26 protein-coding genes, 1 pseudogene and 1 riboswitch are annotated in these 25,366 nt (G+C 63.9%); of the genes and pseudogenes, 15 read left to right on the forward strand and 12 right to left on the reverse strand.

Going from position 1 to position 25,366, the window contains the following annotated elements; all coding sequences use genetic code 11:
* The first annotated feature begins 162 nt into the window (after window positions 1–162).
* Genes gdhA through GH663_RS01940 form a run of 4 tightly spaced genes read left to right on the forward strand, consistent with a single transcriptional unit; the run spans window position 163 to window position 2,737 of the window.
* The gene (gene gdhA, locus GH663_RS01925; protein WP_153130043.1) at window positions 163–1,506 is read left to right on the forward strand and encodes an NADP-specific glutamate dehydrogenase; all 1,344 of its coding nucleotides are present in this window, start codon (window positions 163–165) and stop codon (window positions 1,504–1,506) included.
* Window positions 1,507–1,533: 27 nt separating this feature from the next.
* Window positions 1,534–1,764, forward strand: coding sequence for an HP1242/YdcH family protein (locus GH663_RS01930; protein ID WP_153130044.1), 231 nt, complete (start codon window positions 1,534–1,536; stop codon window positions 1,762–1,764).
* A 7-nt stretch (window positions 1,765–1,771) separates the two neighbouring features.
* Window positions 1,772–2,029 carry a hypothetical protein gene (locus GH663_RS01935; protein ID WP_153130045.1) on the forward strand — a complete coding sequence of 86 codons (258 nt, stop codon included), beginning with the start codon at window positions 1,772–1,774 and terminating at the stop codon, window positions 2,027–2,029.
* A gap of 9 nt (window positions 2,030–2,038) precedes the next feature.
* Complete coding sequence (locus GH663_RS01940; protein ID WP_153130046.1) at window positions 2,039–2,737, forward strand: Crp/Fnr family transcriptional regulator; 699 nt, start codon at window positions 2,039–2,041, stop codon at window positions 2,735–2,737.
* 1 nt (window position 2,738) lies between these two features.
* On the opposite strand, the gene GH663_RS01945 is transcribed toward GH663_RS01940, so the two are convergent.
* Window positions 2,739–3,641, reverse strand: a complete 903-nt coding sequence (locus GH663_RS01945; protein WP_153130047.1) for a LysR family transcriptional regulator — start codon at window positions 3,639–3,641, stop codon at window positions 2,739–2,741.
* A 115-nt stretch (window positions 3,642–3,756) separates the two neighbouring features.
* Between GH663_RS01945 and rnk the strand changes: the two genes are divergently transcribed.
* A complete protein-coding gene (gene rnk, locus GH663_RS01950) occupies window positions 3,757–4,167 on the forward strand; it encodes a nucleoside diphosphate kinase regulator (RefSeq protein WP_153130048.1) in 411 nt (136 codons plus the stop codon).
* 47 nt (window positions 4,168–4,214) lie between these two features.
* Window positions 4,215–4,502 (forward strand): hypothetical protein, encoded by a 288-nt coding sequence (locus tag GH663_RS01955; RefSeq protein ID WP_153130049.1) that lies wholly within the window; start codon window positions 4,215–4,217, stop codon window positions 4,500–4,502.
* 81 nt (window positions 4,503–4,583) lie between these two features.
* Here the strand turns inward: GH663_RS01955 and GH663_RS01960 are convergent, their stop codons facing one another.
* The 7 genes from GH663_RS01960 to thiC all read right to left on the reverse strand — a co-directional run bounded on the left by GH663_RS01960 (window position 4,584) and on the right by thiC (window position 12,370).
* Window positions 4,584–5,792 (reverse strand): ABC transporter permease, encoded by a 1,209-nt coding sequence (locus tag GH663_RS01960; RefSeq protein WP_153130050.1) that lies wholly within the window; start codon window positions 5,790–5,792, stop codon window positions 4,584–4,586.
* On the reverse strand, window positions 5,783–6,511 hold the full coding sequence (locus tag GH663_RS01965) for an ABC transporter ATP-binding protein (RefSeq protein ID WP_153130051.1): 729 nt from the start codon (window positions 6,509–6,511) through the stop codon (window positions 5,783–5,785). Before GH663_RS01965 ends, GH663_RS01960 begins: the two co-directional genes overlap by 10 nt.
* Entirely contained in the window at window positions 6,508–7,794 is a 1,287-nt protein-coding gene (locus GH663_RS01970; RefSeq protein WP_153130052.1) for an efflux RND transporter periplasmic adaptor subunit, read from the reverse strand. The genes GH663_RS01965 and GH663_RS01970 overlap by 4 nt, the downstream gene beginning before the upstream one ends.
* Window positions 7,791–9,233, reverse strand: coding sequence for an efflux transporter outer membrane subunit (locus tag GH663_RS01975; protein WP_153130053.1), 1,443 nt, complete (start codon window positions 9,231–9,233; stop codon window positions 7,791–7,793). Before GH663_RS01975 ends, GH663_RS01970 begins: the two co-directional genes overlap by 4 nt.
* 87 nt (window positions 9,234–9,320) lie before the next feature.
* A complete protein-coding gene (locus GH663_RS01980; RefSeq protein WP_153130054.1) occupies window positions 9,321–9,551 on the reverse strand; it encodes a hypothetical protein in 231 nt (76 codons plus the stop codon).
* 198 nt (window positions 9,552–9,749) lie between these two features.
* Window positions 9,750–10,274, reverse strand: a complete 525-nt coding sequence (locus GH663_RS01985; protein WP_153130055.1) for a Spy/CpxP family protein refolding chaperone — start codon at window positions 10,272–10,274, stop codon at window positions 9,750–9,752.
* A 179-nt stretch (window positions 10,275–10,453) separates the two neighbouring features.
* A complete protein-coding gene (gene thiC / locus GH663_RS01990; RefSeq protein WP_153130056.1) occupies window positions 10,454–12,370 on the reverse strand; it encodes a phosphomethylpyrimidine synthase ThiC in 1,917 nt (638 codons plus the stop codon).
* Between the two features lie 40 nt (window positions 12,371–12,410).
* Window positions 12,411–12,517: riboswitch (TPP riboswitch) on the reverse strand.
* 125 nt (window positions 12,518–12,642) lie between these two features.
* Between thiC and GH663_RS01995 the strand changes: the two genes are divergently transcribed.
* The 5 genes from GH663_RS01995 to GH663_RS02015 all read left to right on the forward strand — a co-directional run bounded on the left by GH663_RS01995 (window position 12,643) and on the right by GH663_RS02015 (window position 17,154).
* Window positions 12,643–14,082 carry a carbonic anhydrase gene (locus GH663_RS01995; protein WP_153130057.1) on the forward strand — a complete coding sequence of 480 codons (1,440 nt, stop codon included), beginning with the start codon at window positions 12,643–12,645 and terminating at the stop codon, window positions 14,080–14,082.
* A gap of 53 nt (window positions 14,083–14,135) precedes the next feature.
* Window positions 14,136–14,780, forward strand: coding sequence for a TetR/AcrR family transcriptional regulator (locus GH663_RS02000; RefSeq protein WP_066884573.1), 645 nt, complete (start codon window positions 14,136–14,138; stop codon window positions 14,778–14,780).
* Between the two features lie 61 nt (window positions 14,781–14,841).
* Window positions 14,842–15,495 (forward strand): protein-L-isoaspartate O-methyltransferase family protein, encoded by a 654-nt coding sequence (locus GH663_RS02005; protein WP_153130058.1) that lies wholly within the window; start codon window positions 14,842–14,844, stop codon window positions 15,493–15,495.
* On the forward strand, window positions 15,495–15,818 hold the full coding sequence (locus tag GH663_RS02010) for a rhodanese-like domain-containing protein (RefSeq protein WP_153130059.1): 324 nt from the start codon (window positions 15,495–15,497) through the stop codon (window positions 15,816–15,818). Before GH663_RS02005 ends, GH663_RS02010 begins: the two co-directional genes overlap by 1 nt.
* A gap of 7 nt (window positions 15,819–15,825) precedes the next feature.
* The gene (locus tag GH663_RS02015) at window positions 15,826–17,154 is read left to right on the forward strand and encodes a TolC family outer membrane protein (protein WP_153130060.1); all 1,329 of its coding nucleotides are present in this window, start codon (window positions 15,826–15,828) and stop codon (window positions 17,152–17,154) included.
* Here GH663_RS02015 and waaA read toward each other — a convergent pair.
* Together waaA and waaC are read right to left on the reverse strand one after the other, a co-directional pair.
* Window positions 17,120–18,382 (reverse strand): lipid IV(A) 3-deoxy-D-manno-octulosonic acid transferase, encoded by a 1,263-nt coding sequence (waaA, locus tag GH663_RS02020; protein ID WP_153130281.1) that lies wholly within the window; start codon window positions 18,380–18,382, stop codon window positions 17,120–17,122. The genes GH663_RS02015 and waaA overlap by 35 nt on opposite strands.
* Window positions 18,379–19,332: a lipopolysaccharide heptosyltransferase I gene (gene waaC, locus GH663_RS02025; RefSeq protein ID WP_153130061.1), complete on the reverse strand. Its 954-nt coding sequence runs from the start codon at window positions 19,330–19,332 to the stop codon at window positions 18,379–18,381. Before waaC ends, waaA begins: the two co-directional genes overlap by 4 nt.
* A gap of 39 nt (window positions 19,333–19,371) precedes the next feature.
* Between waaC and GH663_RS02030 the strand changes: the two genes are divergently transcribed.
* From GH663_RS02030 to GH663_RS02045, 4 genes are read left to right on the forward strand one after another with little or no spacing between them, the layout of a single operon-like run.
* Window positions 19,372–20,142: a glycosyltransferase family 2 protein gene (locus GH663_RS02030; RefSeq protein ID WP_153130062.1), complete on the forward strand. Its 771-nt coding sequence runs from the start codon at window positions 19,372–19,374 to the stop codon at window positions 20,140–20,142.
* Between the two features lie 30 nt (window positions 20,143–20,172).
* Window positions 20,173–21,180: an NAD-dependent epimerase gene (locus GH663_RS02035; RefSeq protein WP_153130063.1), complete on the forward strand. Its 1,008-nt coding sequence runs from the start codon at window positions 20,173–20,175 to the stop codon at window positions 21,178–21,180.
* 9 nt (window positions 21,181–21,189) lie between these two features.
* Window positions 21,190–23,013, forward strand: a complete 1,824-nt coding sequence (glmS, locus tag GH663_RS02040; protein WP_153130064.1) for a glutamine--fructose-6-phosphate transaminase (isomerizing) — start codon at window positions 21,190–21,192, stop codon at window positions 23,011–23,013.
* Window positions 23,013–23,843, forward strand: a complete 831-nt coding sequence (locus GH663_RS02045) for a symmetrical bis(5'-nucleosyl)-tetraphosphatase (protein ID WP_153130065.1) — start codon at window positions 23,013–23,015, stop codon at window positions 23,841–23,843. The genes glmS and GH663_RS02045 overlap by 1 nt, the downstream gene beginning before the upstream one ends.
* A 190-nt stretch (window positions 23,844–24,033) precedes the next feature.
* Here GH663_RS02045 and GH663_RS21320 read toward each other — a convergent pair.
* Together GH663_RS21320 and GH663_RS02055 are read right to left on the reverse strand one after the other, a co-directional pair.
* Window positions 24,034–24,474, reverse strand: a pseudogene (locus GH663_RS21320) (lysophospholipid acyltransferase family protein); the annotation flags it as partial.
* Between the two features lie 89 nt (window positions 24,475–24,563).
* Entirely contained in the window at window positions 24,564–25,313 is a 750-nt protein-coding gene (locus GH663_RS02055; protein ID WP_153130066.1) for a GNAT family N-acetyltransferase, read from the reverse strand.
* Window positions 25,314–25,366: the final 53 nt, after the last annotated feature.

Below are 25,366 nucleotides of genomic sequence, written 5' to 3' on the forward strand. Positions count from 1 at the left end.
CCATCTGCGCGCACTCTCACTCCACCTCGATTTTTCGCACCAAATCGGGGCGCCAATTGTCGCCGTTTGAACATCAATGCCAGGCGGATTTTCCATGGCGCGACGGTTTGGCTTCGACGCAATTTTGAAAAACTTACCAAGCAATAAAACAGGGGACAGACGATGCGTTACCAGAATTTTGAGGACTTCATCCAGCAGGTGGCCAGCCGCAATCCGGGGCAGCCAGAATTCCTGCAAGCGGTCAGCGAAGTCATCGAAAGCTTGTGGCCGTACATCGCACGCCACCCGAAATATGCCGAACACGGCCTGCTCGATCGCCTGGTCGAGCCGGAGCGGGTCATCATGTTCCGCGTCGCGTGGGTGGACGACCATGGCGAGGTCCAGGTCAATCGCGGTTACCGGATCCAGCACTCTTCGGCCATCGGCCCCTACAAGGGCGGCATCCGCTTCCACCCTTCGGTCAACCTGTCCATCCTCAAGTTCCTGGCTTTCGAGCAGACCTTCAAGAACGCCCTGACCACCCTGCCAATGGGCGGTGGCAAGGGCGGTTCCGACTTCGACCCGAAGGGGCGCAGTCCGGGCGAAGTGATGCGCTTCTGCCAGGCTTTCGTCAGCGAGCTGTTCCGCCATATCGGTGCCGATACCGACGTTCCGGCCGGCGATATCGGCGTCGGCGGGCGCGAAGTCGGCTTCATGGCCGGCATGATGAAAAAGCTCTCCAATCGCGCCGACTGCGTCTTCACCGGCAAGGGCCTGAGTTTCGGCGGCTCGCTGATCCGCCCCGAGGCGACCGGCTACGGCACGGTCTATTTCGCCGAGCAGATGCTCAGGCAGCATGGCCGCAGCTTCGAGGGCCTGCGGGTCAGCGTTTCCGGCGCCGGCAATGTTGCCCAGTATTCGGTCGAGAAAGCCATGGCCCTGGGTGCCAAGGTCATCACGGTGTCGGATTCGAGTGGCACGGTCGTCGACGAAAGCGGCTTCACGCCGGAAAAACTGGCCGACCTGATGGAGGTGAAAAACCACCTCTACGGTCGCGTCAGCGATTACGCCAAGCGGGTCGGCGCCGACTTCCACCCGGGATTGCGCCCCTGGCACGTGCCGGTGGACGTCGCCCTGCCTTGCGCCACGCAAAACGAACTGGATGGCGACGATGCGCAGCGGCTGGTGAAAAACGGCGTGATCTGCGTTGCCGAAGGCGCCAACATGCCATCGACCGCCGACGCCGTGAAGATATTCGAAGGCCACGGGGTGCTCTATGCCCCGGGCAAGGCCAGCAATGCCGGCGGGGTGGCCACTTCCGGCCTGGAAATGAGCCAGAACGCCATGCGCCTCTCCTGGCAGCGCGACGAAGTCGATGTCCGCCTGTACGAGATCATGTGCAACATCCATGAAGCCTGCCTGATTTATGGACGCGATGCCGACGGCAAGATGAGCTACGTCAATGGCGCCAACATTGCCGGCTTCGTCAAGGTGGCCGATGCCATGCTCGCCCAAGGCGTCATTTAAACCGCTTCAATACCGAAGGAGCCTCCCATGTTTCATGAATATCGCGACCTGATTTCCGAATTGAAGACGACCGACCGTTACTTCCAGGCCCTGTTCGAAAAGCACAGCACACTCGATCAGCGGATCAAGAACATGGAGTCCCGGCTGGAACCCGGAACGCACGATGAAATCGAGGTGCTCAAAAAGAAAAAACTGAGCATCAAGGACGAGCTCTATGCACTGCTCCAGAAGATAAGCCTCAGTCGCGCCAAGCTCTGACGACCGCATGCAACACCTGCGCAGCAATACAATCGGTTCAGCTTACCAACGCTACGAAAGACGCCCCGTTAGCTGTGAAATCGACGGCGAGATCTTCACCGGCAACTACTGGATTGCCGGGATGATTCTCGTCGTATCGACCGCAACCGGGGGCGCCAGCCGGCAACTGGCCAACAGTGAGCCGGAATATCTGGCAAAAATCCTGCTGACAAATCTCGTGCAGGCCAACCGCGCAGGCAAGCCGGCTGCCGCCCAAGAGCGCTAAGAGAAGCGCATGCGGGATCTGCAGCCGGTCAATATCGAAACGCATTTGAAGAATGCCGTGATCTTCAATGAACTCGAGGATGCAGAAATTGCCCTGATCGCCAAGGGGACCCGCGAGGTGCGCTGCGACAAGGGCACCCCGATCTTTCATCGCGGCGATTCGTGCACCGGCTTCCATATTGTCGTCTTCGGGCAGGTCAAGCTGTCGTTCACCTCGGCCCAGGGCGTCGAGAAGATTGTCGAAATCGTTCAACAAGGCCAAAGCTTCGGCGAAGCCATGATGTTCCTGGACAAGCCGTGCGTCGTCTCGGCCCAGGCGCTCAGCAGCAGCTTGCTGCTGCACGTCTCGAAATCGGCGGTCTTCAGCGAAATGGAGCGTAATCACGGCACCATGCGCAAGATGCTCGGCAGCCTGGCCCGGCGGACGCACCAGCTGATGCTGGATGTTGAGGGCTACACCCTGCACACCGGCAAACAGCGCATCATCGGCTACCTGCTCAATCAACTGGAGCATGGCGAGCCGGCCAGTGAAGGCGCCTCCCTCGACCTCGCGGTCACCAAATGCGTCATCGCTTCACGGCTGAACCTGACCCAGGAACATTTTTCGCGCATCCTGCACGAACTGAGCGCTCTCGACCTGATTCAGGTCGATGGTCGCCGCCTGACGATCCCCAGCCTGCAACGCTTGAGCATGCATCAATTCGAATAGCCTAGCGATCCCAGTACGGCTCCTCGCCGATATGGGAAAGCAAGAAATCGATGAATACCCTGACCTTGCTCGGCAGGTGGCGGGTCGGCAAGTACATCGCATAGACATAGCGCTCGACCGGGATGTACTCGGACAAAACGGCCTGCAAATTACCGTTTTGCAGATCCTTGCCAATGATGAACGTCGGCAACAGGCCGACACCCAACCCACCGAGGACGGCTTGCGACAAGGCTTCGTCGTCGTCGACATGGAGCGGGCCATTGACCGGTACGGCGATTTCCCCCTCCGGCCCGGTAAAGCGCCAGCGCCCGGGCTCGCCCGAGCGCGTGTAGTCCAGGCAGTTGTGCGCGACCAGGTCGGCCGGGGTTTGCGGAATGCCTTTCCGCCGGAAGTAATCGGGCGTCGCGCACAATTTACGCCGGACCGGTGCCAGCGGCCGTGCCACCAGATTGGGCTGGGGGTCGCCGGTGACGTGGATGGCTACGTCATAGCCCTCCTCGGCCAGATTCACCCAGCGGTCGGTAATGCTGAGATCGATCTTGAGCTCCGGATGGCGTGGCAAAAACTGGGCGAGGGCGGGCGCGACATGCAGCGTACCGAAGGCGACCGAGGCGCTGACGCGCAGCACGCCGCGCGCTTCGCGGTTCAGGCTGCCGACCAGTTTTTCCGCTTCCGTCGCTTCGTCCAGGATGCGGGAACAATGTTCGGCCACCGCAGCACCGATCTCAGTCAGGCTGAGATAGCGGGTCGTCCGGTTGAGCAGGTGGGCGCCGAGCGATTTTTCCAGCTTCGCCACCGCCTTGCTAACCGCCGAACGGGAACTACCCATCCGCCGCGCCGCCTCGGAAAAACTGCCAGCCTCGACGACGCGGGCGAAAACTGCCATCAGATTCAAATCAGCCATTGCTGCCAGGGCTCCTGTTCATTCGATATGGCGGCGCCATTGTTGCCAATTGGGATACATTTTGATGCCAGTTTGCGGCCTACCGTGATGCTGATCGGCGCAGTACGATGTCCTCATGATCGATATCACTTTTGCCACAAAACATAACCTAAGCAATGAATCCGCTGAATCGTGGCCGCCCATCGTCAGTTCCGCCGACTATGCGCGCTTGCGCCAATATGCGCTGAACGACGAACTGGCAGACGAGTTGGATCGGGCGATTGTAGTCCATAAGGAACAGGTTCCGGAGGACGTCGTGACCATGCACGCCCGTTGCATCTATGTGGACGAACGCCTCGGAACGCAACGCGAAATCGAGTTGGTCTATCCGTCCGAAGCGGACCCAACGGCCGGGAAAGTTTCGGTACTGACGCCGGTCGGCAGCGCCTTGCTCGGCCTGCGGGTCGGGCAGGAAATTGCTTGGGACTTTCCCGATGGCTCCGTGCGCCGCCTGAAAGTTGCCGCGGTCAGCCAAGCGGCAAGATAGACGAGAAAACCAGTAGATGCATGCCTTACCCAGTTACGGAGAATCCTATGAAATTCATTCTTGAAACAGTCGCCGAAACACAGAAAACCTCGCTGGCGGCAGCGCTCGATTTCACCGACAGCGTGTTGCTCGTTGTCGAGCGACTGACCCAACTCAATATCGAGGTCAGCCGTGCCGCTTTTGAACAATCTTCGGAAATGACGCTGCTCTGTTTGAACGGCTGCCTGGCCGAAGGCAACGCTTTCGCCTGGCATACCGGCACCGTATCGGGCGTCGAGCGATTTTCCCGCTATTGCCAGGCGATTAGCGAGATGGCGCAGGCGGCCAAGCAATAACGGGGCTCATATGGGTGCCGTCATGCCAATCGCGGCACTCCAGCGGTCAACCAGTCAAAACAGGCATTTTTCACGGCGCCGCTACTCGTGGCGCAGCGCCTCGATCGGGTCCAACTGCGCTGCCCGGCGGGCAGGAACGTAACCGAAGATGACGCCGATCGCCGCCGAGAAAGCGAAAGCGGTCAGGTTGATGCCGGGATTGAACAGGAAAGGCATGTGCATCAGCGTCGCCAGCCCCCAGCAGGCGAAGAAGGCCAGCGTGATGCCGACCAGGCCGCCAAAGGCGGAGAGCGCCACCGCCTCGATCAGGAACTGCAGCAGCACTTCGCTCTCCAGTGCGCCGATGGCCAGCCGGATGCCGATTTCGCGCGTCCGCTCGGTCACCGAAACGAGCATGATGTTCATGATGCCGATGCCGCCGACCAGCAGGCTGACCGCCGCCACCGCGCCAAGTAGCGCGGTCATCGTGCCGATGGTGCCGGACAGCGTTTCGGCGATCTGCTTGGTGTCCATGACGTTGAAATTGTCATCGACGTTGTCGGCCAGCTTGCGGCGCTCGCGCAGCAGGCTGCGCAATTGCATCATGGCGACACTGGAATTGGTGCCGTCCTTCAGCGAGACCATGACGTTGCCGATATCGAGGCTGCCGGTCAGCCGGCGCTGCGCGGTACGCAGCGGCATCAGCACGCTGTCGTCCTGATCCTGCCCCATGCCGCCCTGCCCTTTGGCGGCGAGCAGCCCGATCACTTCGCAATCGAAACCCTTGACGCGAATGGCGTTGCCGAGCGGACTCTGCCCGCCGAACAGTTCCCTGCGCACGGTGTTGCCGATGATGCAGACCGCCTTACCGGCCCGCTCCTCGTCGTCGCTGAAGGCGCGGCCGGCGGCCAGCCGCCAGTTGCCGGCAACGAGATAGGCGTTGGTCGTGCCGCTGACCGTCGACGACCAATTCTGCGTGCCGGCGACCAGGGTCACCGCACTGCCGACCACCGGTGCCACCGCCTGCAGGCCGTTCACCTGCTGCTCGATGGCCTCGATGTCGGCGCTCTTGAATTTCGGCGCGCCGGCGCTGTCGCGGCCCGGCCCGAGACGCTGCCCGGGCATCACCATCAGCAGATTGCTGCCGAGGCTGGAAATCTGGTCGGCGACCATTCGCGTCGCGCCGTTGCCGAGCGTCACCATGGTGATCACCGCGGCGACGCCGATGACGATGCCGAGCACGGTCAGGAAGGAGCGCATCAGGTTGCGGCGGATCTCGCGCAAGGCGAGCAACAAGGCATTCAGCAGCATGCGTCGACCTCCGCCGGCGGACTGCTCCGTTCATCCTGCGCCACCAGGCCATCGACGAAATGCACGATGCGGCTGGCGTAGGCCGCCATGTCCGGCTCGTGGGTGACCATCAGGATGGTGATGCCCTGCTCGCGGTTGAGGGCGACCAGCAATTCCATGATCTCGTGGCTGCGCTTCGAATCGAGATTGCCGGTCGGCTCGTCGGCGAGCAGCACCAGCGGCCGGGTGACGATGGCACGGGCGATGGCGACCCGCTGCTGCTGGCCGCCGGACAACTCGGCCGGGGTGTGATGCTCCCAGCCGGACAGGCCGACCTTGCCCAGCGCGGCGCGGGCCGCGGCATGACGGACGTCGGCCGGCTCGCCGCGATAGAGCAGCGGCAGCTCGACATTTTCCTGGGCCGAGGTCCGGGCCAGCAGGTTGAAACCCTGAAAGACGAAACCTAGGCAGTTGCGGCGGAGCAGCGCCCGCTGGTTGCGGTCGAGCCGTTCGACGTGGATGCCGCGAAAACGGTATTCGCCGCTACTCGGCGTATCGAGGCAGCCAAGCAGGTTCATCGCCGTCGATTTGCCGGAACCGCTCGGCCCCATGACGGCGACGAACTCCCCGGCGGCAATCTCGAGATCGACCCCCTGCAGCGCCTGGAAGGCGGCCGCGCCCTGGCCGTAGGTCTTGGTGATGCCGCGCAGCGCGATCAGCGCCGCTTCCGGGTGGCTCATTTCTTCGCTTCCTGGTATTCGGTGATCACCGCCATGCCGGCCTGCAACTCGCCACCCAGCACCTCGGTATGGCGGCCGTTGCTGACCCCGGTTTTCACCGCCACCGGCTGCGGACCGTGGTCGCCGAGCACCCAGACCTGCGGCGCGCCGGGCGTGGTCGCGGCCGGCCGGTTTTTCGGCGCCTGCGGCGGCGGCCCGGGCATCAACCGCGCCACCAAGCTGCGGCTGGCCGCCGGCCCGGCCTGCGTCGGCGGCGTGAAGCGCAGCGCCGCGTTCGGCACCAGCAACACCTGCTCGCGGCTGGCCGTGACGATGCTGGCCGTCGCCGTCATGCCCGGACGCAGCGCCAGGTCGTCGTTGCCGACCTGCAGGATGGTCTTGTAGGTGACGACGTTGTCGGTTGTCGTCGAGCCGAGGCCGACGCGCTGGATGCTGGCCGGAAACTTGCGCCCCGGCCAGGCAGCTACGGTGAACGTCGCTTTTTGGCCATTTTTCACATTGCCGACATCAGCCTCGTCCACCTTGACCTGCAGTTCCATCTTGGCCAGGTCCTCGGCCAGCACGAAGAGCACCGGCGTCGTCATCTGCGCCGCCACCGTCTGGCCCGGCTCGACCTTGCGGGTCAGCACGACACCATCGACCGGCGAGCGGATGGTCGCCTTGCCGAGGTTGGTTTCGTCGGTTTTCAGCGTCGCCTTGGCCTGCACGACTTCGGCCCGGGCGCTCGCCGCGTTGGCGACGGCCCGTTGCTGCACCGCTTCGGCCGTTTCCAGCTCGGTCTTGGCCGGCACCTTGCCGCCAGAGAGTTCGGCCACCTGCCGCATCCGGGCCAGCGCCGCGCTCGCCTCGGCCACCGTCGCCGTCGTCTGGGCAACACTGGCCTCGGCCGCTGCCAGCGCCGCCTGTGACTTGTCCACGGCATCCTTCAACTTGGCGGTATCGAGCTGGGCGAGCAACTGGCCTTTTTTGACCACATCGTTTTCCTGGACCAGCACACTGGCCAGCGTGCCGGACAGTTCGCTGCCGACATCGACCGACTTGGTCGGCTGCAGGGTGCCGCTGGCCGACGCGGTGACCAGCAGATTGCCGAGCGCCGCCTCTTCGCTCAGATACTGGCCGGCCGGCCCCTGGCCGCCACCGGCAAACAGGGCCAGGCCGGCGAGCAGCAGCACGGCGCCGCCACCGAGCAACAGCCGCCGGCGAAGCGGGCCGAAACCGCTGGCCGGGGCGGCATTGAGCAAGCCGAGCAGAGCTTCGGCGCTAGGGTCGGAGGGCTGCTTCATGATTGTTTTCCTTCTTCGAATTGCTGCGCCATGGCGGGCGCTTCCCAGCCGCCGCCGAGCGCCTTGTAGAGTTTGATCAGGCTGCTCAGCACGGTGGCTTCAGCGGTCGCCAGGTTGTCTTCGGCCGTCAGCCGGGTGCGCTCGGTTTCCAGCACTTTCTGGAAATCGGCCAGCCCGGCCTGGTAGAGATCGCGGCTCAATGCCGCCGCACTGCGGGCCGCCGTCGCCGCCGCCTGGCGGGCGGCGACCCGCTCGCGCGATGCGGCATAGGCGGTCAGCCCGTTTTCGACCTCTTCGAGCGCGCTCAACACGCTCGCTTCGTAGGAAAGCAGCGCCTGTTCCTGCACCGCGCTCTGGATGTCGACCGCGCTGCGCAGCTTGCCGCCGTCGAACAGCGTCGCCGCCAGCGTGCCGCTCAGCGCCCGCAGCACGGTGTCGCTGCCACCCAGCGCGCCAAAGCTGTAGGCCTGCCAGCCGAAGGAGCCGCCCAGCGACAGGCTGGGGAACCGCACCGCCAGCTTCTGGCCGACGCGGGCCGTTTCGGCAGCCAGCGTCCGTTCGGCAGCAATCAGGTCCGGCCGCTGGCGCAGCACGTCGGCCGGAATGCCGGCGCCGAGGCTGGCCGGCACTGCCGGCAGGGGCGCGACCCTGGCCAGCTCGCCGGGCAGGGCACCCGGCTGGCGGCCGAGCAGCACGGCCAGCCGGTGACCGGCCGCAGTCAGGCCGACTTCGAGATCGGGAATGCCGGCCCGCGTCTGCTCGCGGTTGGTCCGCGCCTGTTCGACATCGCTACCGTCGGTCAGCCCGGCCTGGTAGCGCCAGTCGGTAATCTGCAGTGTTTCGGACTGGCTGGCCAGATTGTCACGGGCAATCTGCAGCCGACGCTGATAGCTGCGCAGTTCGACATAGTTCTGCGCCACTTCGGCGACCAGCGACACCCGGACATTGTCCAGGCTGGCCGCCATCGCCGCCTGATCGGCCGTCGCCGCTTCGACGGCGCGCCGGGTGCCGCCGAAGAGATCGATCTCCCAACTGGCGTCGAAGCCGGCGTCGTAGATCGTCCGCTCGGGTACGGCGCTGACCGCCTGGGCGGCCTTGCTGCGCTGGCCGCCGGTCGACGCGCTCAACGTCGGAAAAAAGCCGCTCACCGCCTGGGCCCGGGCGGCCCGCGCCTGGCGCAGGCGCGATTGGGCGAGGCGGAGATCGAGGCTGCTGGCCAATGCCTCGTCGATCAGCCCATCGAGCACCGGGTCGGCCAGTTGCCGCCACCAGCGAGCCAGTTCGCGCGCCGGCTCGGCCACCGGCGGCGCCGTCCATTGCTTCGGCAGGACCAGGCCGGGCGGCTGGTAATCCGGGCCAACCGCGGGCAACTGCGTACAGCCGCCGAGTAGCGCCACGACCAGCCCGAGGGCGGCGGGCTTGAAAATTGGTTTATTCATCACGATTCAACTTGAAGCAGGGCGCCATTGTCCCGGGCAAGACCGTCCGGACGCAGCAGGCAACGAGGTAAAGATAGGTAAAGGGCCTCACTTGCGGCGCAACTCGCCGACCGGCTCCAGCCAGCGCTCGGCATCCCGGGCCAGCCATTCGCCGGCGATCGGGTCCTGTTTCAGCGGGGCATCGAGAAAGACCACACTCAGGCGCTGGATGGCGATGATCTGGCGCGCACCGGCTGCCACCGAACGGCATGCCACCGCCGCTCGGCTGGCCGCCAGCGAAGTGGCGACGCCGAAGCTGTCGCTGTCCTCAGTAGCCAACCCCGGCCGCCGGTTCGCCGATCATCGCCTACACGGTTTGCGCCCCGAGGTCGTAGCCGGCAAGCACGTTCTGCTCGAGGTCGTGCAGCCCTGTTTCGGCGATTGCTGCGGTGGACTACCCGAAAATGGCAAAAACCAGGGCTGCCGCAGCAGCCCGCTGGCGCCGACTGAACGTGCCCGACATCGGCCCCGCCCGACTTAGCGGGCCGGCGGTGGCGTGCGGCCTTCACCGCCCCTGCCGCGCGGCAGCGCATCGTCAGCCGGCTTGCGCTCGGCCAGTTGCAGGCGCTGTTCCGGGGTCAGGATTTCAAGGATCTGCCGGTCGGCCTTGGCGCGGGCCAGTGCCATCTCGGCCACCGACTTGCCGAGCGCCTCGCCCAGCGCTCGCGCCTTGGCATCGCTGTAATCGGGCGCCGCCGCCAGCTTGCGCAGATCGTCCTCGACCTTCTGCTGGGCCTTGGCCTTGTCGCGCATCAGCGGCGCCTGCCCGTGCATGATCTCGAACACCTTGTCGCGCTGGGCTTCGCTCAGGTTCAGGCCGCGCAGGTAATGCGGCCCCATCTCGCCGCCGCGCTTGCCGAGCGCGGCGCGCGCCTCCATCCCGGAACAGTCGCCCGGCTGGCGGTGACCGCCCGGATTGGCCGCTGCCGTCAGCGGAATAGCCAGCACCAGTCCGGCGGCAGCAAGAAAACGCTTGATGTGTCTGGGGGAAATATTCGTCATGTCGTATTCCTTTCGGGGGTAAGCAGGCGGGAAACAACGGACCTGCGACAGGACGAATACTCTCCCCGGGGCGAGTTAAGGGCGGTTAACCCTCTGTAAATGATCGTAAATCGGGTAACAAACATGAAAAAAGGCGGCTGAAGCAGCCGCCTTTCCGGGGTCTTACATTACTTGCCGAGTCAGACCTTGCTATAGACCTCGGCGCCGGCCTTGACGAACTCGACGGCCTTGGTTTCCATGCCCTTGGTCAGCGCCTCGGCTTCGTTCAAGCCTTGCTGTGCGGCGAATTCGCGGACGTCCTGGGTGATCTTCATCGAGCAGAAGTGCGGGCCGCACATCGAACAGAAGTGGGCGACCTTGGCGGATTCCTTGGGCAGGGTTTCGTCGTGGAATTCACGTGCCTTGTCCGGGTCGAGGCCGAGGTTGAACTGGTCGTCCCAGCGGAACTCGAAGCGTGCCTTGGACAGCGCGTTGTCGCGGATCTGCGCGCCGGGGTGGCCCTTGGCGAGATCGGCGGCGTGGGCAGCGAGCTTGTAGGTGATGATGCCGGTCTTGACGTCGTCCTTGTCAGGCAGGCCAAGGTGTTCCTTGGGCGTGACGTAGCAGAGCATGGCCGTGCCGTACCAGCCGATCATCGCGGCGCCGATGCCGCTGGTGATGTGGTCGTAGCCCGGCGCGATGTCGGTGGTCAGCGGGCCGAGGGTGTAGAACGGAGCTTCGTCGCAGTATTCGAGCTGCAGGTCCATGTTCTCCTTGATCATGTGCATGGGCACATGGCCGGGGCCTTCGATCATCACCTGCACGTCGTGCTTCCAGGCGATCTGGGTCAGTTCGCCGAGGGTCTTGAGTTCGCCGAGCTGCGCTTCGTCGTTGGCGTCGTAGATCGAGCCGGGACGCAGGCCGTCGCCGAGGCTGAAGGCGACGTCGTAGGCCTTCATGATTTCGCAGATTTCCTCGAAGTGCGTGTAGAGGAAGCTTTCCTTGTGGTGGGCGAGGCACCACTTGGCCATGATCGAGCCGCCACGGGAGACGATGCCGGTCATCCGGTTGGCGGTCAACGGCACGTAACGCAGCAGCACGCCGGCGTGGATGGTGAAGTAGTCGACGCCCTGTTCGGCCTGCTCGATCAGCGTGTCGCGGAAGATTTCCCAGGTCAGGTCTTCGGCCTTGCCATTGACCTTTTCCAGGGCCTGATAGATCGGCACGGTGCCGATCGCGACAGGGCTGTTGCGGATGATCCATTCGCGCGTTTCGTGGATGTTCTTGCCGGTGGACAGGTCCATCACGGTGTCGCCGCCCCAGCGGATCGACCAGGTCATTTTCTCGACTTCTTCCTGAATGGAAGAGCCGAGCGCCGAATTGCCGATGTTAGCGTTGATCTTGGTCAGGAAGTTGCGGCCGATGATCATCGGCTCGCTTTCCGGGTGGTTGATGTTGTTCGGGATGATGGCGCGGCCGCGGGCGATTTCGCTGCGGACGAATTCCGGGGTGATTTCTTCCGGGATGCTGGCCCCGAAGTTCTGGCCGGGGTGCTGGCGGCCGAGCAGCTTGGCCATTTTTTCGCCCTGCGGGCCGGTCGACCGCAGCGATTCGATGTAGGCACGACGGTTGTTGTTTTCGCGGATGGCGACGTATTCCATTTCCGGCGTGATGATGCCTTGCCGGGCGTAGTGCATCTGCGAGACGTTCTTGCCGGCCTTGGCGCGCAGCGGCTTGCGGTGCAGGCCGGGGAAGCGCAGTTCGTCGAGGGACTTGTCGGCGGCGCGGATACGGCCGAACTCGGAACTCAGGTCGGGCAGTTCCTCGACATCGCCACGCTCGGCAATCCAGCCGGCACGCAGGGCGGGCAGGCCGCTGCGGATGTCGATCTTGGCGGCCGGATCGGAATAAGGGCCGGAACAGTCGTAAACGTAGATCGGCGGATTCTTTTCGCCGCCGAAAGCGGTCGGCGTGTCGTCCTGCGAAATTTCACGCATCGGCACCCGGATGTCCGGGCGGGAACCTTCGATATAAACCTTGCGGGAATTGGGCAGGGGCTGGACTGCAGCCTCGTCGACGTGGGCGTTGGCGGCGAGGAATTGTTCTTTGGCGTTCATTGCGGCTCCGGGCGTATGTGCAGCGGGTATGACGTACGGGGAGCAACAAAGTTCGTTTCCCTACGACGGCATGACCCGGTCAGGTTCGAAGGGTATTTCTCAGTCGACCGCCACAGCAAACGGCATTCGACACCCCTAACGAGTGGAGCGCAAGTTACTGGAAATACAGGCAAAATGCAACAAATCACATTCTGCGCTCAAGGTTTCTCGAAATTGGCCGAAATATCCTCGACAAGCGTCGGAATTTTAAAGAATAAGATGAGGGATCTGAGATGCGCCTACTAACCATTGCCGCCCTGCTGGCCAGCCTGTCCGGCTCTGCCTCGGCCGCGCCGACCTGGCAGACGATTTCGTCGGAGCCGGGCAAACGGATCGAACTCGACCGCACCAGCATCAAGCGCGAAGACGGCAACAAGGTCCAGGCCCAGGGCCGGGTCATCCTCGAAAAAGAACTGATCGACGCCAAGTCCGGCGCCGGTTATCGCGTCATCGAAGCGATCACCCGCTACGACTGCGCCTCGCGCAATGCCAACACGATCAAGCGCATTTTCAAGAAGAACGAAAGCGAAATCGTCCGCGAAGAAGAGATCAAGGGCAACGATCTGCCGGTACGCAGCGGCACGCTCGACGACAAGGTACTGCGCGAAGTCTGCCGCCCGCCCAAGGACAGCCCGGTTGAAGTGGCGCAGAAAGCCAACGAGGCGGCCGGCCAGTTAAAGCAGGCCAACGAGGCGATGCTCAAGAAGGAAATGGCCAAGCCGGAAAAAGCCGCTACGCCGGTCAAGACGGCCGATGCCGGCGGCCAGGAGCATGGCTCGATTCCGTCGATTCGCCCCAACCTGAAGGCGGCGGCCGAAAGCCCCGCCCCCGCCCCCACGCCGAAAGCTCCGTCGGCTCCGCCCCCGCCGGCAGCCTACAAGCCGGCGACGGTCGTCGTTCATTCGACGGCAGCACCGATCGCCAAAGCGAAAAAGCCGGCCAAGGGCGGCGGCTACATGCTCGAACTGGCGCACAGCGAACCGGCCCTGCAGCACGCCCACATCCACTGGGACTACGAAGGTGCCGGCGGGCCGGAAAACTGGTCGAAGCTCGACCCGAAAAACACCGCCTGCGCCATTGGCCAGCGCCAGTCGCCGATCGACATCAAGGATGGCATCAAGGTCGATCTCGAACCGATCAAGTTCAACTACCGCCCGTCGACCTTCCGCATTGTCGATAACGGCCACACCGTTCAAGTGGCGGTCGGCGACAGCTCGATCAGCCTGACCGGCAAGACCTACGAGCTAGTCCAGTTCCATTTCCACCGACCGTCGGAAGAAAAGATCAACGGCCAGCGCTTCGACATGGTCGTGCACCTGGTACACAAGTCCGACGAAGGCCAGTTGGCGGTGGTTGCCGTGCTGCTCGAACGCGGCAACGAGAACCCGTTCATCCAGACCCTGTGGAATAACCTGCCACTGGAAAAAAACCTCGAAGTCTCGCCGCCGGGGCCGATCATCGACCCGATGACGCTGCTCCCGGCAAGCCGCAACTACTACACCTACATGGGGTCGCTGACGACGCCGCCGTGCTCCGAAGGCGTCTTGTGGCTGGTCATGAAACAGCCGGTCCAGGTCTCGCCCGACCAGATCAACATCTTCAGCCGGCTTTACAAGAACAACGCCCGCCCGATCCAGCCGGTCGCCGGCCGCTTGATCAAGGAAGGTCGTTGACCCCGGACAAAAGGCGGTGGTAACTTAATGACTCTTAAGTCATTAAGTTACCCATGCCCGCTGTCGCAGCCCCCCGCAAACGCCGCAAGGAAGCCCGGCCGTCCGAATTGACCGCCGCCGCGCTGAGCCTTTTCGTCGAAAAAGGCTTCGCGGCGACCCGCCTGGAAGATGTCGCCAGCCGCGCCGGGGTCTCCAAAGGCACGCTCTATCTCTACTTCGACAGCAAGGAAGCGCTGTTCAAGGCGGTCATCCAGGAAGGCATCCTGCCGGTGGTCGCCGAAAACGAGGCGATCGCCGCCCAGCACACCGGCAGCGCTTTCGACCTGCTGGAAAAGCTGCTCAATAACTGGTGGGGCAAAATCGGCCTGACCGGCTTCGCCGGCATTCCCAAACTGATGGTCGCCGAAGCGCGCAATTTCCCGGAAGTGGCGCAGTTCTACTACGAGAACGTCATCTGCCGCGGCCGCGCCCTGGTCGGTGTTGCGCTGGAGCGCGGCATGGCCAGCGGCGAATTCCGCCGACTGGATGTCGAAACAACGATCGACGTCATCATCGCCCCGATTCTGATGCTGCTGATCTGGCGTTTTTCGCTGGCCTGCTGCCAAAGCCAGGAAAGCGATGCCGGTCTTTACCTGAAAATCCACGTCGATCTGCTGCGCCAGGGCCTGTGCGAGCGACCAACGGAGAGTCAGGTATAATTTTGCTTTGTCGGAATCAATATATTAGCTTGTGCTAATATTAAGCCTGCGGAGAACCCAAATGAATATCGAGCAAGCCCGCTTCAACATGATTGAACAGCAGATCCGGCCCTGGGAGGTTTTGGATCCGCAGGTTCTCGACCTGCTTTTCGTCGTCAAGCGCGAGGATTTCGTGCCGGCCGCCTACCGCAATCTGGCCTTCGCCGACCTGGAAATCCCGCTTGGCAGCGGCCAGGTCATGCTGGCGCCGCGTATCGAAGCCCGCTTGTTGCAGGAACTGGGCATCCAGAAAACCGACAAGGTGCTGGAAATCGGCACCGGCAGCGGCTACATGGCGGCCCTGCTGGCTGCTCGCGCCGAGCATGTCGTCACCGTCGAATGCCGCCCGGAACTGGCTGACTTTGCCCGCCAGAACTTGGAACGGGCCGGCGTTGCCAACGTGGCCGTTGAAGTTGGCGATGGCGCCAATGGCTGGTCACAGCGCGGCCCCTACGATGTCATCCTGGTCTCCGGTTCGGTCCCAACTCTGCCCGACGCACTGCTCAAGCAACTGCGCGTCGGTGGTCGTCTAGCCGTCGTCGTCGGCGAAGCCCCGGTCATGGAAGCCCAGCTGATCACCTGCGTCGCCGACGGCATCTACAACACGGTCAATCTGTTCGAAACGGTGACGCCCGCTCTCGACAGCATTGCCGCCAAGTCCGGCTTCGCCTTCTGATGCAGCAGCTCGGCGTACGCGAACTGGCCGAATGGCTGGCCGATAGCGGCCGGCCGCAGCCCGTCCTGCTCGACGTACGCGAACCCTGGGAATACGAGCTCTGCCACTTGCCGGGCTCGCAGCACATCCCGATGCATACGGTACCGATGCGTTGCGAAGAACTGGATCCGGATCAGGAAATTGTCGTTATCTGCCACCACGGCGGCCGCAGCATGCAGGTTGCAATGTTCCTCGAGCGCAAGGGCTACGCTGCGGTGCATAACCTGATGGGTGGCGTCGATGCCTGGGCCGGCGAAGTCGATCCCACAATGCGTCGTTATTGAGAATGGCATGAAAAAGCTCGCCTGGCTGTTGATCTCCCCCTTGCTCGCCTCGCCGCTGCTGGCGGCCGACCTGATGCAGGTGTATCGCGAGGCCCAGGACAACGATCCGACTTTTGCCGCCGCCCGCGCCACACTGGACGCCGGCCGCGAAAAGATGCCGCAGGGTCGGGCCGGCTTGCTACCCAGTCTGACGCTATCCGGCAATACGGTCTGGAACGAAAATGAAATCTCATTCCATAACGGCAACACGCTGGGCAAACCGAAATTCAACAGTAACGGCTATCAATTGACGCTGAGCCAGCCGCTGTTCCGCTGGCAGAACTGGGTCACCTACGACCAGTCGAAGATTCAGGTGGTTCAAGCTGAAGCCAATTTCACGCAGGCTCGCCAGGATCTGATCCTGCGTGTTTCGCAAGCTTATTTCGACGTCATTTACGCTATCGAGAACCTGAAGGCCGTCCGCGCCAACAAGCTGGCCATTGGTCAGCAATTGGAGTCGGCCAAGAAGAATTTCGAGGTTGGCACCGCCACCATCACCGACAGCCACGAAGCACAGGCCCGTTACGACCTGGCCCAGGCTCAGGAAATTGCCGCCGAGAGCGACTTCGAAGTCAAACTGCGCAGCCTGCAGGCGATCATCGGCAAGGAACCGGGACCACTGGCGCCAACCCGCAAGGATGCCCAGCTTACCCAGCCGCAGCCGAACGACATGAACCAGTGGGTGGCGGCGGCCGAGAAGGATAGCCTGGCCGTACAGATCCAACAGGCCAATGCCGACCTGGCCGAACGCGAAGTCGACAAGCAACGGGCCGGGCATTACCCGACGCTCGATCTGGTGGCCAATGCCGGCAATTCGAAGGCCTACGGCTCGACCGCCTTCGGCCTGCTCGACACCGATTACCAGAACTTCGGTATTCAGCTCAACATCCCGCTCTTCCAGGGCGGCCTGGTCGTCTCGCGCCAGCGCGAAGCCGCCGCCAACCGCAGCGCCTCCCAGTCCGGACTGGAAGCGGCAAAGCGCGGCGCCGCCCTCTCAGCCCGCCAGTATTATCTTGGCGTCACCAACGGCCTGGCCCAGGTCAGGGCACTGAAAGCGGCGCTCGTTTCATCGCAGTCGGCCCTGGAATCCAACAAACTGGGTTACGAAGTCGGCGTCCGCATCAATATCGACGTGCTGAATGCGGAAAACCAGGTCTATGTCACCCGCCGCGACCTGGCAAAAGCCACCCTCGACACGCTGATGGCGCAGCTGCGCCTGAAGGCGGCCGTCGGCGCGCTGGGCGACGACGACGTCGCCCAGATCAACACCCTGCTCGATCCGTCCAGCGCGCAATAAGCGCCAGCATGCGCTGCGTGGCGCCCTGATGGGCCCGCGCAAATTCCGTCGCCGCCGTGCGCATCGCGGCCAATTCCGTTTTTTGCCCCAGTAGGCGGTCTACCGCAGCAATCAATTCCGACGCATCGCCAACCCGCCGGGCAGCCCCGGCGGCAATCGCATCCTCGGTCGCCTGCAGGAAATTGAAGGTGTGCGGCCCGACCAGCACCGGACAGCCGCAGGCCGCCGCCTCGATCAGGTTCTGGCCGCCGAGCGGCAACAGGCTGCCGCCGATGAAGGCGAGGTCGGCCAGCGCGTAGTAAGCGGCCATTTCCCCCATGCTGTCCCCGAGCCAGACCTGCGTCGTCGCCCCCGGCAAGCCGGCGCTGCGCCGAACAACGCTCAGCCCATGCCCGGCGAGCAGGCTCGCGACTTCGTCGAAGCGTTGCGGATGGCGCGGCACCACGACCAGCAAGGCATCGCCGGGCGCAGCCTGGCGCCAGGCGTCGATGATCAAGGCTTCCTCGCCCTCGCGCGTGCTCGCCGCCAGCCAGACCGGGCGCTGACCAACCGCCGCGCGCCAGCCCTGGCCGAGAGTGATCTTGTCGGGCGATGGCGCGACGTCGAACTTGAGGTTGCCGCAGACTTCGACCTGCGGTGCGCCAAGCCCGGCAATGCGCTCGGCGTCACCCGCCGTTTGTGCCGCGACGCCGCTCAGGGCGGTGAATGCCGGCCGCAGCAAGGCGCTGAACTTGCCGTAGCCACGGGCCGAACGCACCGACAGGCGAGCATTGGCGAGCAGCACCGGGATCTGCCGGGCCTTGGCCCGGGCCAGCAGGTTGGGCCAGATTTCGGTCTCCATCAGCACGCCGAAGGCCGGTGAAAAGTGCCGAAAAAAACGGTCGTCCGCAGCCGGGTAGTCGTAGGGCAGGTAGGCCTGGATGACGCGCTCGCCATAGACCTGGCGCCCCGCCTCGCGCCCGGTCGGCGTCATGCCGGTGAGCAGGATGCGGTGCGCCGGCCAGCGTGCCTGCAGTGCCTCGATCAGCGGCTGGGCGGCGCGCGTTTCGCCGACCGAGACGGCATGTACCCAGATCAGCTGGTCCGGCACCGCTTGCCGGTAAAAGCCGTAGCGCTCGCCGACGTCGCGCAGGTACTCGGGCTGCTTGCGGGCGCGCCAGAGCAGGCGCAGCCAGATCAGCGGCGTGATCAGGTAGAGGAACAGCGTGTAGACGAGGCGGGCCATCAGGCGAGCGCCCCTTGCAACTCGGCCAGCACGGCGGCGGCCGTCGGCAGCTGCGCCTTGCCGCCGAGATTGCGGAAGAAGCCGCTGCCCAGAACGCCGGTCAGGCCGGGATCGGTCGCGGTGTACAGCGCCACGGTCGGTATTTTCAGGGCAACGGCGAGATGGGTCAGGCCGGTATCGACGCCGATGGCGGCGCGGCCGCCGGCCAGCAAGCTGGCCAGCTCGGGAATACTCATCGGTGGCGCGGCGACCGCGCCGGGAATGCCCGCCGCCAGACGGTTTGCCCGCTCGCGCTCGAGCGGATTGCCACCGGGTAGCACGGCGCAGTAGCCGAGTTCGTAGAGCTGCCGCCCGAGCGCCAGCCAGTGCGCCTCCGGCCACAACTTGTCGTCGCGACTGGTCGCCGTCAGGAAGACAACGTAGGGCGTCGCCGGCAGCCAGTCGAAGGTACTGCCCGCCACCGCGATGCCGTAGTCCGGCTCGCCGCTCAGCGGGTAAGCCAGCGCCGCGGCCGCCAATTGGCGATTGCGCACCACCGCGTGCAGTTCGGTGGCAACGCTGAAACGCTCGTCGTAAAAACGCGCAGCCAGCGGTTCGCGGGCTGAATCGGCGGCATAGCCGGCCAGCGGCGCCCGCGCCCAGCGCGCGACAATGGCGCTTTTGACCAGCCCCTGGGTATCGATCACCTTGTCGTAACCGACACTGCTCAGAGCGGCCCGACAGGCCCCGATCTCGCGCCAGGTAGCCGACTGGAAAAGCTTCTTGCGCCAGCGCCGGATGGCCACCGGAATGATCCGGTCGACGCCGGGATGCAGGCGCGGAATCGCCGCGAAATTTTCCTCGACGCACCAGTCCACCGTCGCCGTCGGAAACTGCCGTCGAATGTCGCTGACCACCGGCAGGTTATGGATTACATCGCCGAGCGAGGAAGTTTTCACAATCAGGATACGCATCGGCGGATAAAATGCTGGCTTTCGAAGCCGCGATTATAAATGCCCGCTACGCGCCAGCCGCTCTCCATTGCCATCATCACGCTCAATGCGGCCTCGCAACTGGCGGCCTGCCTCGACAGCGTGCGCTTCGCCGACGACATCGTGGTCGTCGACTCGGGCAGCACGGATGGCACGCAGGCCCTGGCCGCAAGCTACGGGGCGCGCGTCATCGAGCAGGACTGGCTGGGTTTCGGGCCACAGAAGCAGTTCGCCGTCGACGCCGCCCGCCACGACTGGGTGCTCTGCCTCGACGCCGACGAACGGGTCAGCCCGGCCTTGCAGACCAGCATTGAAAATGCACTGAGCAATCCGTCATCCGCCGCTTTCCGCTTTCCGCGCTGCAACCGCTTCCTCGGCCGTTACCTGAAACACGGCGAAGGCTATCCGGATTGGAGCCTGCGCCTGTTCGACCGTCGCCAGGCGCGCTGGTCGACCGATGCCGTGCATGAAAAAGTCGTCACCACGGCGACGGTCGGCACCCTGGCCGGCGACCTGCTGCACGATTCGGCCGAATCGCTGGCGACTTATCTGACCAAACAGAACCGCTATACGACCTTAGCCGCCGAAATGGCGCTACAGGCCGGCAAACGTACCGGCTTCGCCCGCATTGCGCTGAGTCCGCTGGTCCGCTTCATCAAGTTCTACTTCATCCGCCAGGGCTTCCGCGACGGCCTGCCGGGCCTGATTCATATCGCCATCGGCTGTTTCAACAGCATGATGAAATATTCCAAAATGCTGGAACGCAGAAACACCGATGCTGCACTGCGGTAAAATCCAGAAAATTCCCTCGAAGGTGATTCCGTGAAAATTCTCGTGACCGGCGCCGCCGGATTTATCGGCATGACCACCTCGCTGCGCCTGCTGGCGCGCGGTGACGAAGTTGTCGGCCTCGACAACCTGAACGACTACTACGAGGTGTCGCTCAAGGAAAGCCGGCTGGCCCGCCTTACCGGGCTGCCCGGTTTCCGCTTCGTCAAGCTCGACGTCGGCGACCGGGCCGGCATGGAAAAGCTGTTCGCCGAAGAGAAGTTCGACAAGGTGATCCACCTCGCCGCCCAGGCCGGTGTCCGCTATTCGCTGCAAAACCCGCACGCCTACGTCGATAGCAACCTGGTCGGCTTCACCAACATCCTCGAAGGCTGCCGCCACAACAAGGTGGCGCACCTGGTCTACGCCTCCAGCTCCAGCGTCTATGGCGGCAACACCAAGATGCCCTTCTCGGAGCACGACAGCGTTGATCATCCGGTCAGCCTCTATGCCGCGACCAAGAAGGCCAACGAGCTGATGGCCCACACCTACAGCCACCTGTTCGGCCTGCCGACCACCGGCCTGCGCTTCTTCACGGTCTACGGCCCGTGGGGCCGCCCGGACATGGCGCTCTTCCTGTTCACCAAGGCCATCCTCGAAGGCCGGCCGATCGACGTCTTCAACTTCGGCAACATGCAGCGCGACTTCACCTACATCGACGACATCGTCGAAGGCGTGATTCGCGTCCTCGACCGCACGGCTGCGGTCAACCCGGCCTACGACGCGATTTCCGCCGATCCGGCGACGAGCAATGCGCCCTACCGCGTCTTCAATATCGGCAACAACAACCCGGTGCAACTGCTCGATTTCATCGGCGCCATCGAAAAGGCGCTCGGCATGCCGGCCGAAAAGCGCCTGCTGCCGCTGCAGGATGGCGACGTCCCGGCCACCTACGCCGACACCAGCCTGCTCAACGACTGGGTCGGCTTCGTCCCGGCCACCCCCATCCAGGAAGGCGTCGACCGCTTCATCGCCTGGTATCGCGATTACTACAAGGTTTAAGGATCAGCTATGTGCGGCATCGTCGCGGCAGCAGCCGGTAACAACATCGTCCCCGTCCTCGTCGAAGGCCTGAAGAAGCTCGAATACCGGGGCTATGACTCGGCCGGCCTGGCCGTCATCGGCGCCAGCGCCATCGAACGGGTGCGTTCGGTCGGCCGCGTTGCCGAGCTCGAAACCGCCTCGGCCGACACCCAGGCGGTGACCGGCATCGCCCACACGCGCTGGGCGACCCACGGCGTGCCCTGCGAACGCAACGCCCACCCGCATATTTCCGGGTCGATCGCCGTCGTCCATAACGGCATTATCGAAAACTACGAGAGCCTGCGCAGCGAATTGAGCGGTCAGGGCTACGTCTTCACCTCGGAGACCGACACCGAAAGCATCGCTCACCTGATCGAAGCGACGCTCAAAGCCGAGCCGGACCTGTTCGCCGCCGTACAGATCGCTTGCCGTCGCCTGGTCGGCGCCTACGCCATCGCCGTCATCGACCAGCGCCAGCCGGGCAAGGTCGTCGTCGCCCGCGAAGGCTCGCCGCTGCTGCTCGGTGTTTCCGAGGCCGGCAACTACGCCGCCTCCGATGCCTCGGCCCTGCTCCAGGTCACCCGCAACATGGTCTATCTGGAAAATGGCGATATTGCCGAGTTGACCGCCGGATCGGTCAAGATCACTCGCCTCGACGGCACGCCGGTCGACCGGCCGGTGCATGTTTCACAGTTGTCGGCCGCTGCCGTCGAACTCGGCAACTACCAGCACTACATGCAGAAGGAAATCTTCGAGCAGCCGGAAGCGCTGGCCAACACGCTGGAAATCGTCGGCGGCAGCAAGACCATCCAGCCCGGCATTTTCGGCGCCGAAGCCGGCAACCTGCTGGCCGATGTCGACTCGATCCTCATCCTCGCCTGCGGCACCAGCAGCCACTCCGGCTACACCGCCCGCTACTGGCTCGAAGCCATTGCCGGCGTACCGTGCAATGTCGAAATCGCCAGTGAGTACCGCTATCGCACCTCGGTCGCCAACCCGCGCCAACTGATCGTCGCCATCTCGCAATCCGGCGAAACCGCCGACACGCTGGCCGCGCTGCGCCACGCCAAGTCGCTCGGCCAGCAAAAGACACTGGCCATCTGCAACGTGCCAGAATCGGCCATCGTCCGCGAATGCGCCCTGCGCTTCATCACCCGGGCCGGCCCGGAAATCGGCGTCGCCTCGACCAAGGCCTTCACCACCCAACTCGCCGCGCTCTTCCTGCTGACCCTGGTCATGGCCAAGGTCAAGCAGCACCTGACGCCGGAACAGGAAGCGGCCTACATCGACCAGTTGCGCCATCTGCCGGTCGCCGTGCACAAGGTGCTCGAACTGGAAGACGAGATCAAGGCTTGGGCCCAACGCTTTGCCGACAAGCAGCATGCCCTCTTCCTCGGACGTGGCCGGCACTACCCGATCGCCATGGAAGGCGCCCTGAAGCTCAAGGAAATCTCCTACATCCACGCCGAAGCCTACCCGGCCGGCGAACTCAAGCACGGCCCGCTGGCCCTGGTCGATGCCGACATGCCGGTGATTTCCATCGCCCCGAACGACCAGTTGCTGGACAAGCTGAAATCCAACCTGAAGGAAGTCCAGGCCCGCGGCGGCGAACTCTATGTCTTCGCCGACGCTGACTCGGAAATCCCTGAGTCGGAAGGCGTCCACATCCTGCGCCTGCCGGAACACTATGGCGAACTATCGCCGATCCTGCACGTCATTCCGCTGCAACTGCTCTCGTACCACGCTGCGCTGGTCAAGGGGACGGATGTGGATAAGCCGCGCAACCTGGCCAAGAGCGTCACCGTCGAATAATGGCCACCTACGCCATCGGCGACATTCAGGGCTGCTACGACTCGCTGTGCCGGCTGCTTGAGCGCTGCGCCTTCGACCCGGCCCGTGATCGCCTGTGGCTGGTCGGGGACCTGGTCAATCGCGGCCCGAAATCGCTGGAAACGCTGCGCCTGATGAAATCGCTCGGGCCGGCTGCCCTCACCGTGCTCGGCAACCACGACCTGTACCTGCTGATGGTGGCTGAAGGCGGTGCCAAGTTCCGCGGCAAGGACGACACGCTGCAGCCCATTTTCGACGCCCCCGACTGCGCCGAACTACTCGACTGGCTACGCCGGCAGCCGCTGTGCCACACCGAAGGTGAATACTGCCTGGTCCATGCCGGCCTGTTGCCGCAATGGACGGCGAGCCGCGCCCGCGAACTGGCGCGCGAAGTCGAAGCTGCACTGCAAGGCCCCGATTACCGGGAGTTCGTCACCAACCTGTGGGGCAGCGAGCCGGCCGGCTGGTCCGATGAGTTGAGCGGCTGGCAGCGGCTGCGCGTCATCGTCAATGCGATGACCCGGATGCGCTTCTGCACGCCGGAAGGCATCATGGAATTCAAGACCAAGGGCGAACTGGTCAACGCCCCGGCCGGCCATCTGCCGTGGTTCGAGGCGCCGAACCGGCAAAGTGCCGACTCCGTGCTGGTCACCGGTCACTGGTCGGCACTCGGCCTGAAAATCACGCCGAATCTGCTGGCGCTGGATTCCGGCTGCCTGTGGGGTGGCCATCTGACGGCAGTACGCCTGGAAGATCGCCAGGTGTTTCAGGTGGATTGCTCGCCAGGGGAAGCCCTGCCGCTAAAGCAATAGCCTCGCGGGCCTCGGCGGCGACCTGTTTGCGATCCTCGCCATTCAGACCGCGCAGCGGCGTCGTCACCAGCCGGGCAATCAGGCGCTTGCGGCCGAGAATGGCCCGCGTACATTGGCCCAGCGAAATATCGCCATCGTACCGCGGCGCCAGGCTGCGCTGGCCGTCGAGTTCCCAGTAGGAAAGCGCCACCGGCAATACGGGATAGCCGGCGCTCAGGGCCGGCTGCAACAGCGCGGCGTGGAAATGCAGCAGGCTGCGGCCGTCGGTCGTCGTCCCTTCCGGAAAGACCGCGACATGCCGGCCGCGTGCCAGCAAAGCCGCGATTTCCTGATTGACGATCTTGGCGTGGCCGCGACTGCCCCGACGCAGGAAGATCGTATCGTTCTTCGCCGCCAGCCAGCCGATCACCGGCCAGTCGCGGACTTCCGCCTTGGAGACGAAAGCCGACGGCAGCGCGGCGTTGATAACGTAGATATCGATCCACGACACATGATTGGCGACCAGCAGGGCGCCCGGTACCGCATGCGTCAGATCGGCCTCGACCTCGACGCCGAGCGTGTCGAGCAGGGCGACCGCCCAGCTCGACTTGAGGCGCAGGCGGGCCGCTTCGCTGCAGATCGGGAAAAGCAAAAAAGTGGCGAGCAGGCCAGCCAGGACCAGCAGGCCCAGACGGAAAAGACGATAACAGCGGATCAGCAGGTTGGTTTCTTGCAGACGGTTTATCCCAGGTAGTGTTTGGCGTAACGACTGGAGACCTTGGCCATCGGCATCAGGATCGGCAGGTCGGCCGTGTTGAAATCGGGGTCCCAGGCCGGTTCACCGCAGATCCACGCACCGGCCCGCAAATAGCCCTTGATCAGTGGCGGCGTCTCGGCCGGCCGGTCCTGCTGCAAGGCAGCCAAGGGCAAGGGGCAGCGCGGGAAGACACGATATTCCTGTGGCCCGAGATGCTCGGCTAGCCGATTATACAGACTGGCTGCGGCATGACCGCCATCGGCCATGCTGATCGAGGCGCAGCCCATCAGGTAGTCGTAACCGCGCTCCAGCATGTATTCGGCGAGGCCGGCCCAGAGCAGCGTGATCGTCGCCCCGGTCCGGTAATCGGGATGGACGCAGGAACGGCCTATTTCGACCAGTCGCGAGCGCAGGTGCTGCAGGCGGGTCAGGTCGAATTCGTTTTCCGAGTAATAGCCGATCTGGCGGGCATTTTCCGGCGACAGGATGCGGTAGGTCCCGACCACTTCACCGCTTTGCGTATCGCGCACCACCAGATGCTCACAATAGGGATCGTAGATGTCGTGATCGACGCCGGGCGTGCGGCTCGGCAGGTTCGCTCCCATTTCGCCGGCAAAAACGCGGTAGCGCAGGCGCTGGGCATCGAGGATTTCGCTCTGGCTGCGGGCGAAGCCGACCGCCAGGCTCTTCTTCTCGGGGCGACTGCGGGTCGCCTTGGTATGGATGTTTTCCATGTTGTTCTCCGTTTTATGTACGGAGAACAGCATGCAAGGGCGGTGTTACACCG

This window comes from Dechloromonas hortensis (assembly GCF_009469765.1).
Classification (GTDB): Bacteria; Pseudomonadota; Gammaproteobacteria; order Burkholderiales; family Rhodocyclaceae; genus Azonexus; species Azonexus hortensis.

Coding starts and splice junctions, on each gene's coding strand:
- GH663_RS01965 (WP_153130051.1), bottom strand. CDS start 6,511: ATGAGCCACCCGGAAGCGGCGCTGATCGCGCTGCGCGGCATCACCAAG.
- waaC (WP_153130061.1), bottom strand. CDS start 19,332: ATGCGTATCCTGATTGTGAAAACTTCCTCGCTCGGCGATGTAATCCAT.
- GH663_RS02010 (WP_153130059.1), top strand. CDS start 15,495: ATGCAGCAGCTCGGCGTACGCGAACTGGCCGAATGGCTGGCCGATAGC.
- GH663_RS02055 (WP_153130066.1), bottom strand. CDS start 25,313: ATGGAAAACATCCATACCAAGGCGACCCGCAGTCGCCCCGAGAAGAAG.
- GH663_RS01995 (WP_153130057.1), top strand. CDS start 12,643: ATGCGCCTACTAACCATTGCCGCCCTGCTGGCCAGCCTGTCCGGCTCT.
- GH663_RS01945 (WP_153130047.1), bottom strand. CDS start 3,641: ATGGCTGATTTGAATCTGATGGCAGTTTTCGCCCGCGTCGTCGAGGCT.
- GH663_RS02005 (WP_153130058.1), top strand. CDS start 14,842: ATGAATATCGAGCAAGCCCGCTTCAACATGATTGAACAGCAGATCCGG.
- GH663_RS01955 (WP_153130049.1), top strand. CDS start 4,215: ATGAAATTCATTCTTGAAACAGTCGCCGAAACACAGAAAACCTCGCTG.
- glmS (WP_153130064.1), top strand. CDS start 21,190: ATGTGCGGCATCGTCGCGGCAGCAGCCGGTAACAACATCGTCCCCGTC.
- GH663_RS02000 (WP_066884573.1), top strand. CDS start 14,136: ATGCCCGCTGTCGCAGCCCCCCGCAAACGCCGCAAGGAAGCCCGGCCG.
- GH663_RS01975 (WP_153130053.1), bottom strand. CDS start 9,233: ATGAATAAACCAATTTTCAAGCCCGCCGCCCTCGGGCTGGTCGTGGCG.
- GH663_RS01960 (WP_153130050.1), bottom strand. CDS start 5,792: ATGCTGCTGAATGCCTTGTTGCTCGCCTTGCGCGAGATCCGCCGCAAC.
- GH663_RS01940 (WP_153130046.1), top strand. CDS start 2,039: ATGCGGGATCTGCAGCCGGTCAATATCGAAACGCATTTGAAGAATGCC.
- GH663_RS01930 (WP_153130044.1), top strand. CDS start 1,534: ATGTTTCATGAATATCGCGACCTGATTTCCGAATTGAAGACGACCGAC.
- GH663_RS02015 (WP_153130060.1), top strand. CDS start 15,826: ATGAAAAAGCTCGCCTGGCTGTTGATCTCCCCCTTGCTCGCCTCGCCG.
- GH663_RS01985 (WP_153130055.1), bottom strand. CDS start 10,274: ATGACGAATATTTCCCCCAGACACATCAAGCGTTTTCTTGCTGCCGCC.
- gdhA (WP_153130043.1), top strand. CDS start 163: ATGCGTTACCAGAATTTTGAGGACTTCATCCAGCAGGTGGCCAGCCGC.
- thiC (WP_153130056.1), bottom strand. CDS start 12,370: ATGAACGCCAAAGAACAATTCCTCGCCGCCAACGCCCACGTCGACGAG.
- GH663_RS01935 (WP_153130045.1), top strand. CDS start 1,772: ATGCAACACCTGCGCAGCAATACAATCGGTTCAGCTTACCAACGCTAC.
- GH663_RS01970 (WP_153130052.1), bottom strand. CDS start 7,794: ATGAAGCAGCCCTCCGACCCTAGCGCCGAAGCTCTGCTCGGCTTGCTC.
- GH663_RS02030 (WP_153130062.1), top strand. CDS start 19,372: ATGCCCGCTACGCGCCAGCCGCTCTCCATTGCCATCATCACGCTCAAT.
- GH663_RS02045 (WP_153130065.1), top strand. CDS start 23,013: ATGGCCACCTACGCCATCGGCGACATTCAGGGCTGCTACGACTCGCTG.
- rnk (WP_153130048.1), top strand. CDS start 3,757: ATGATCGATATCACTTTTGCCACAAAACATAACCTAAGCAATGAATCC.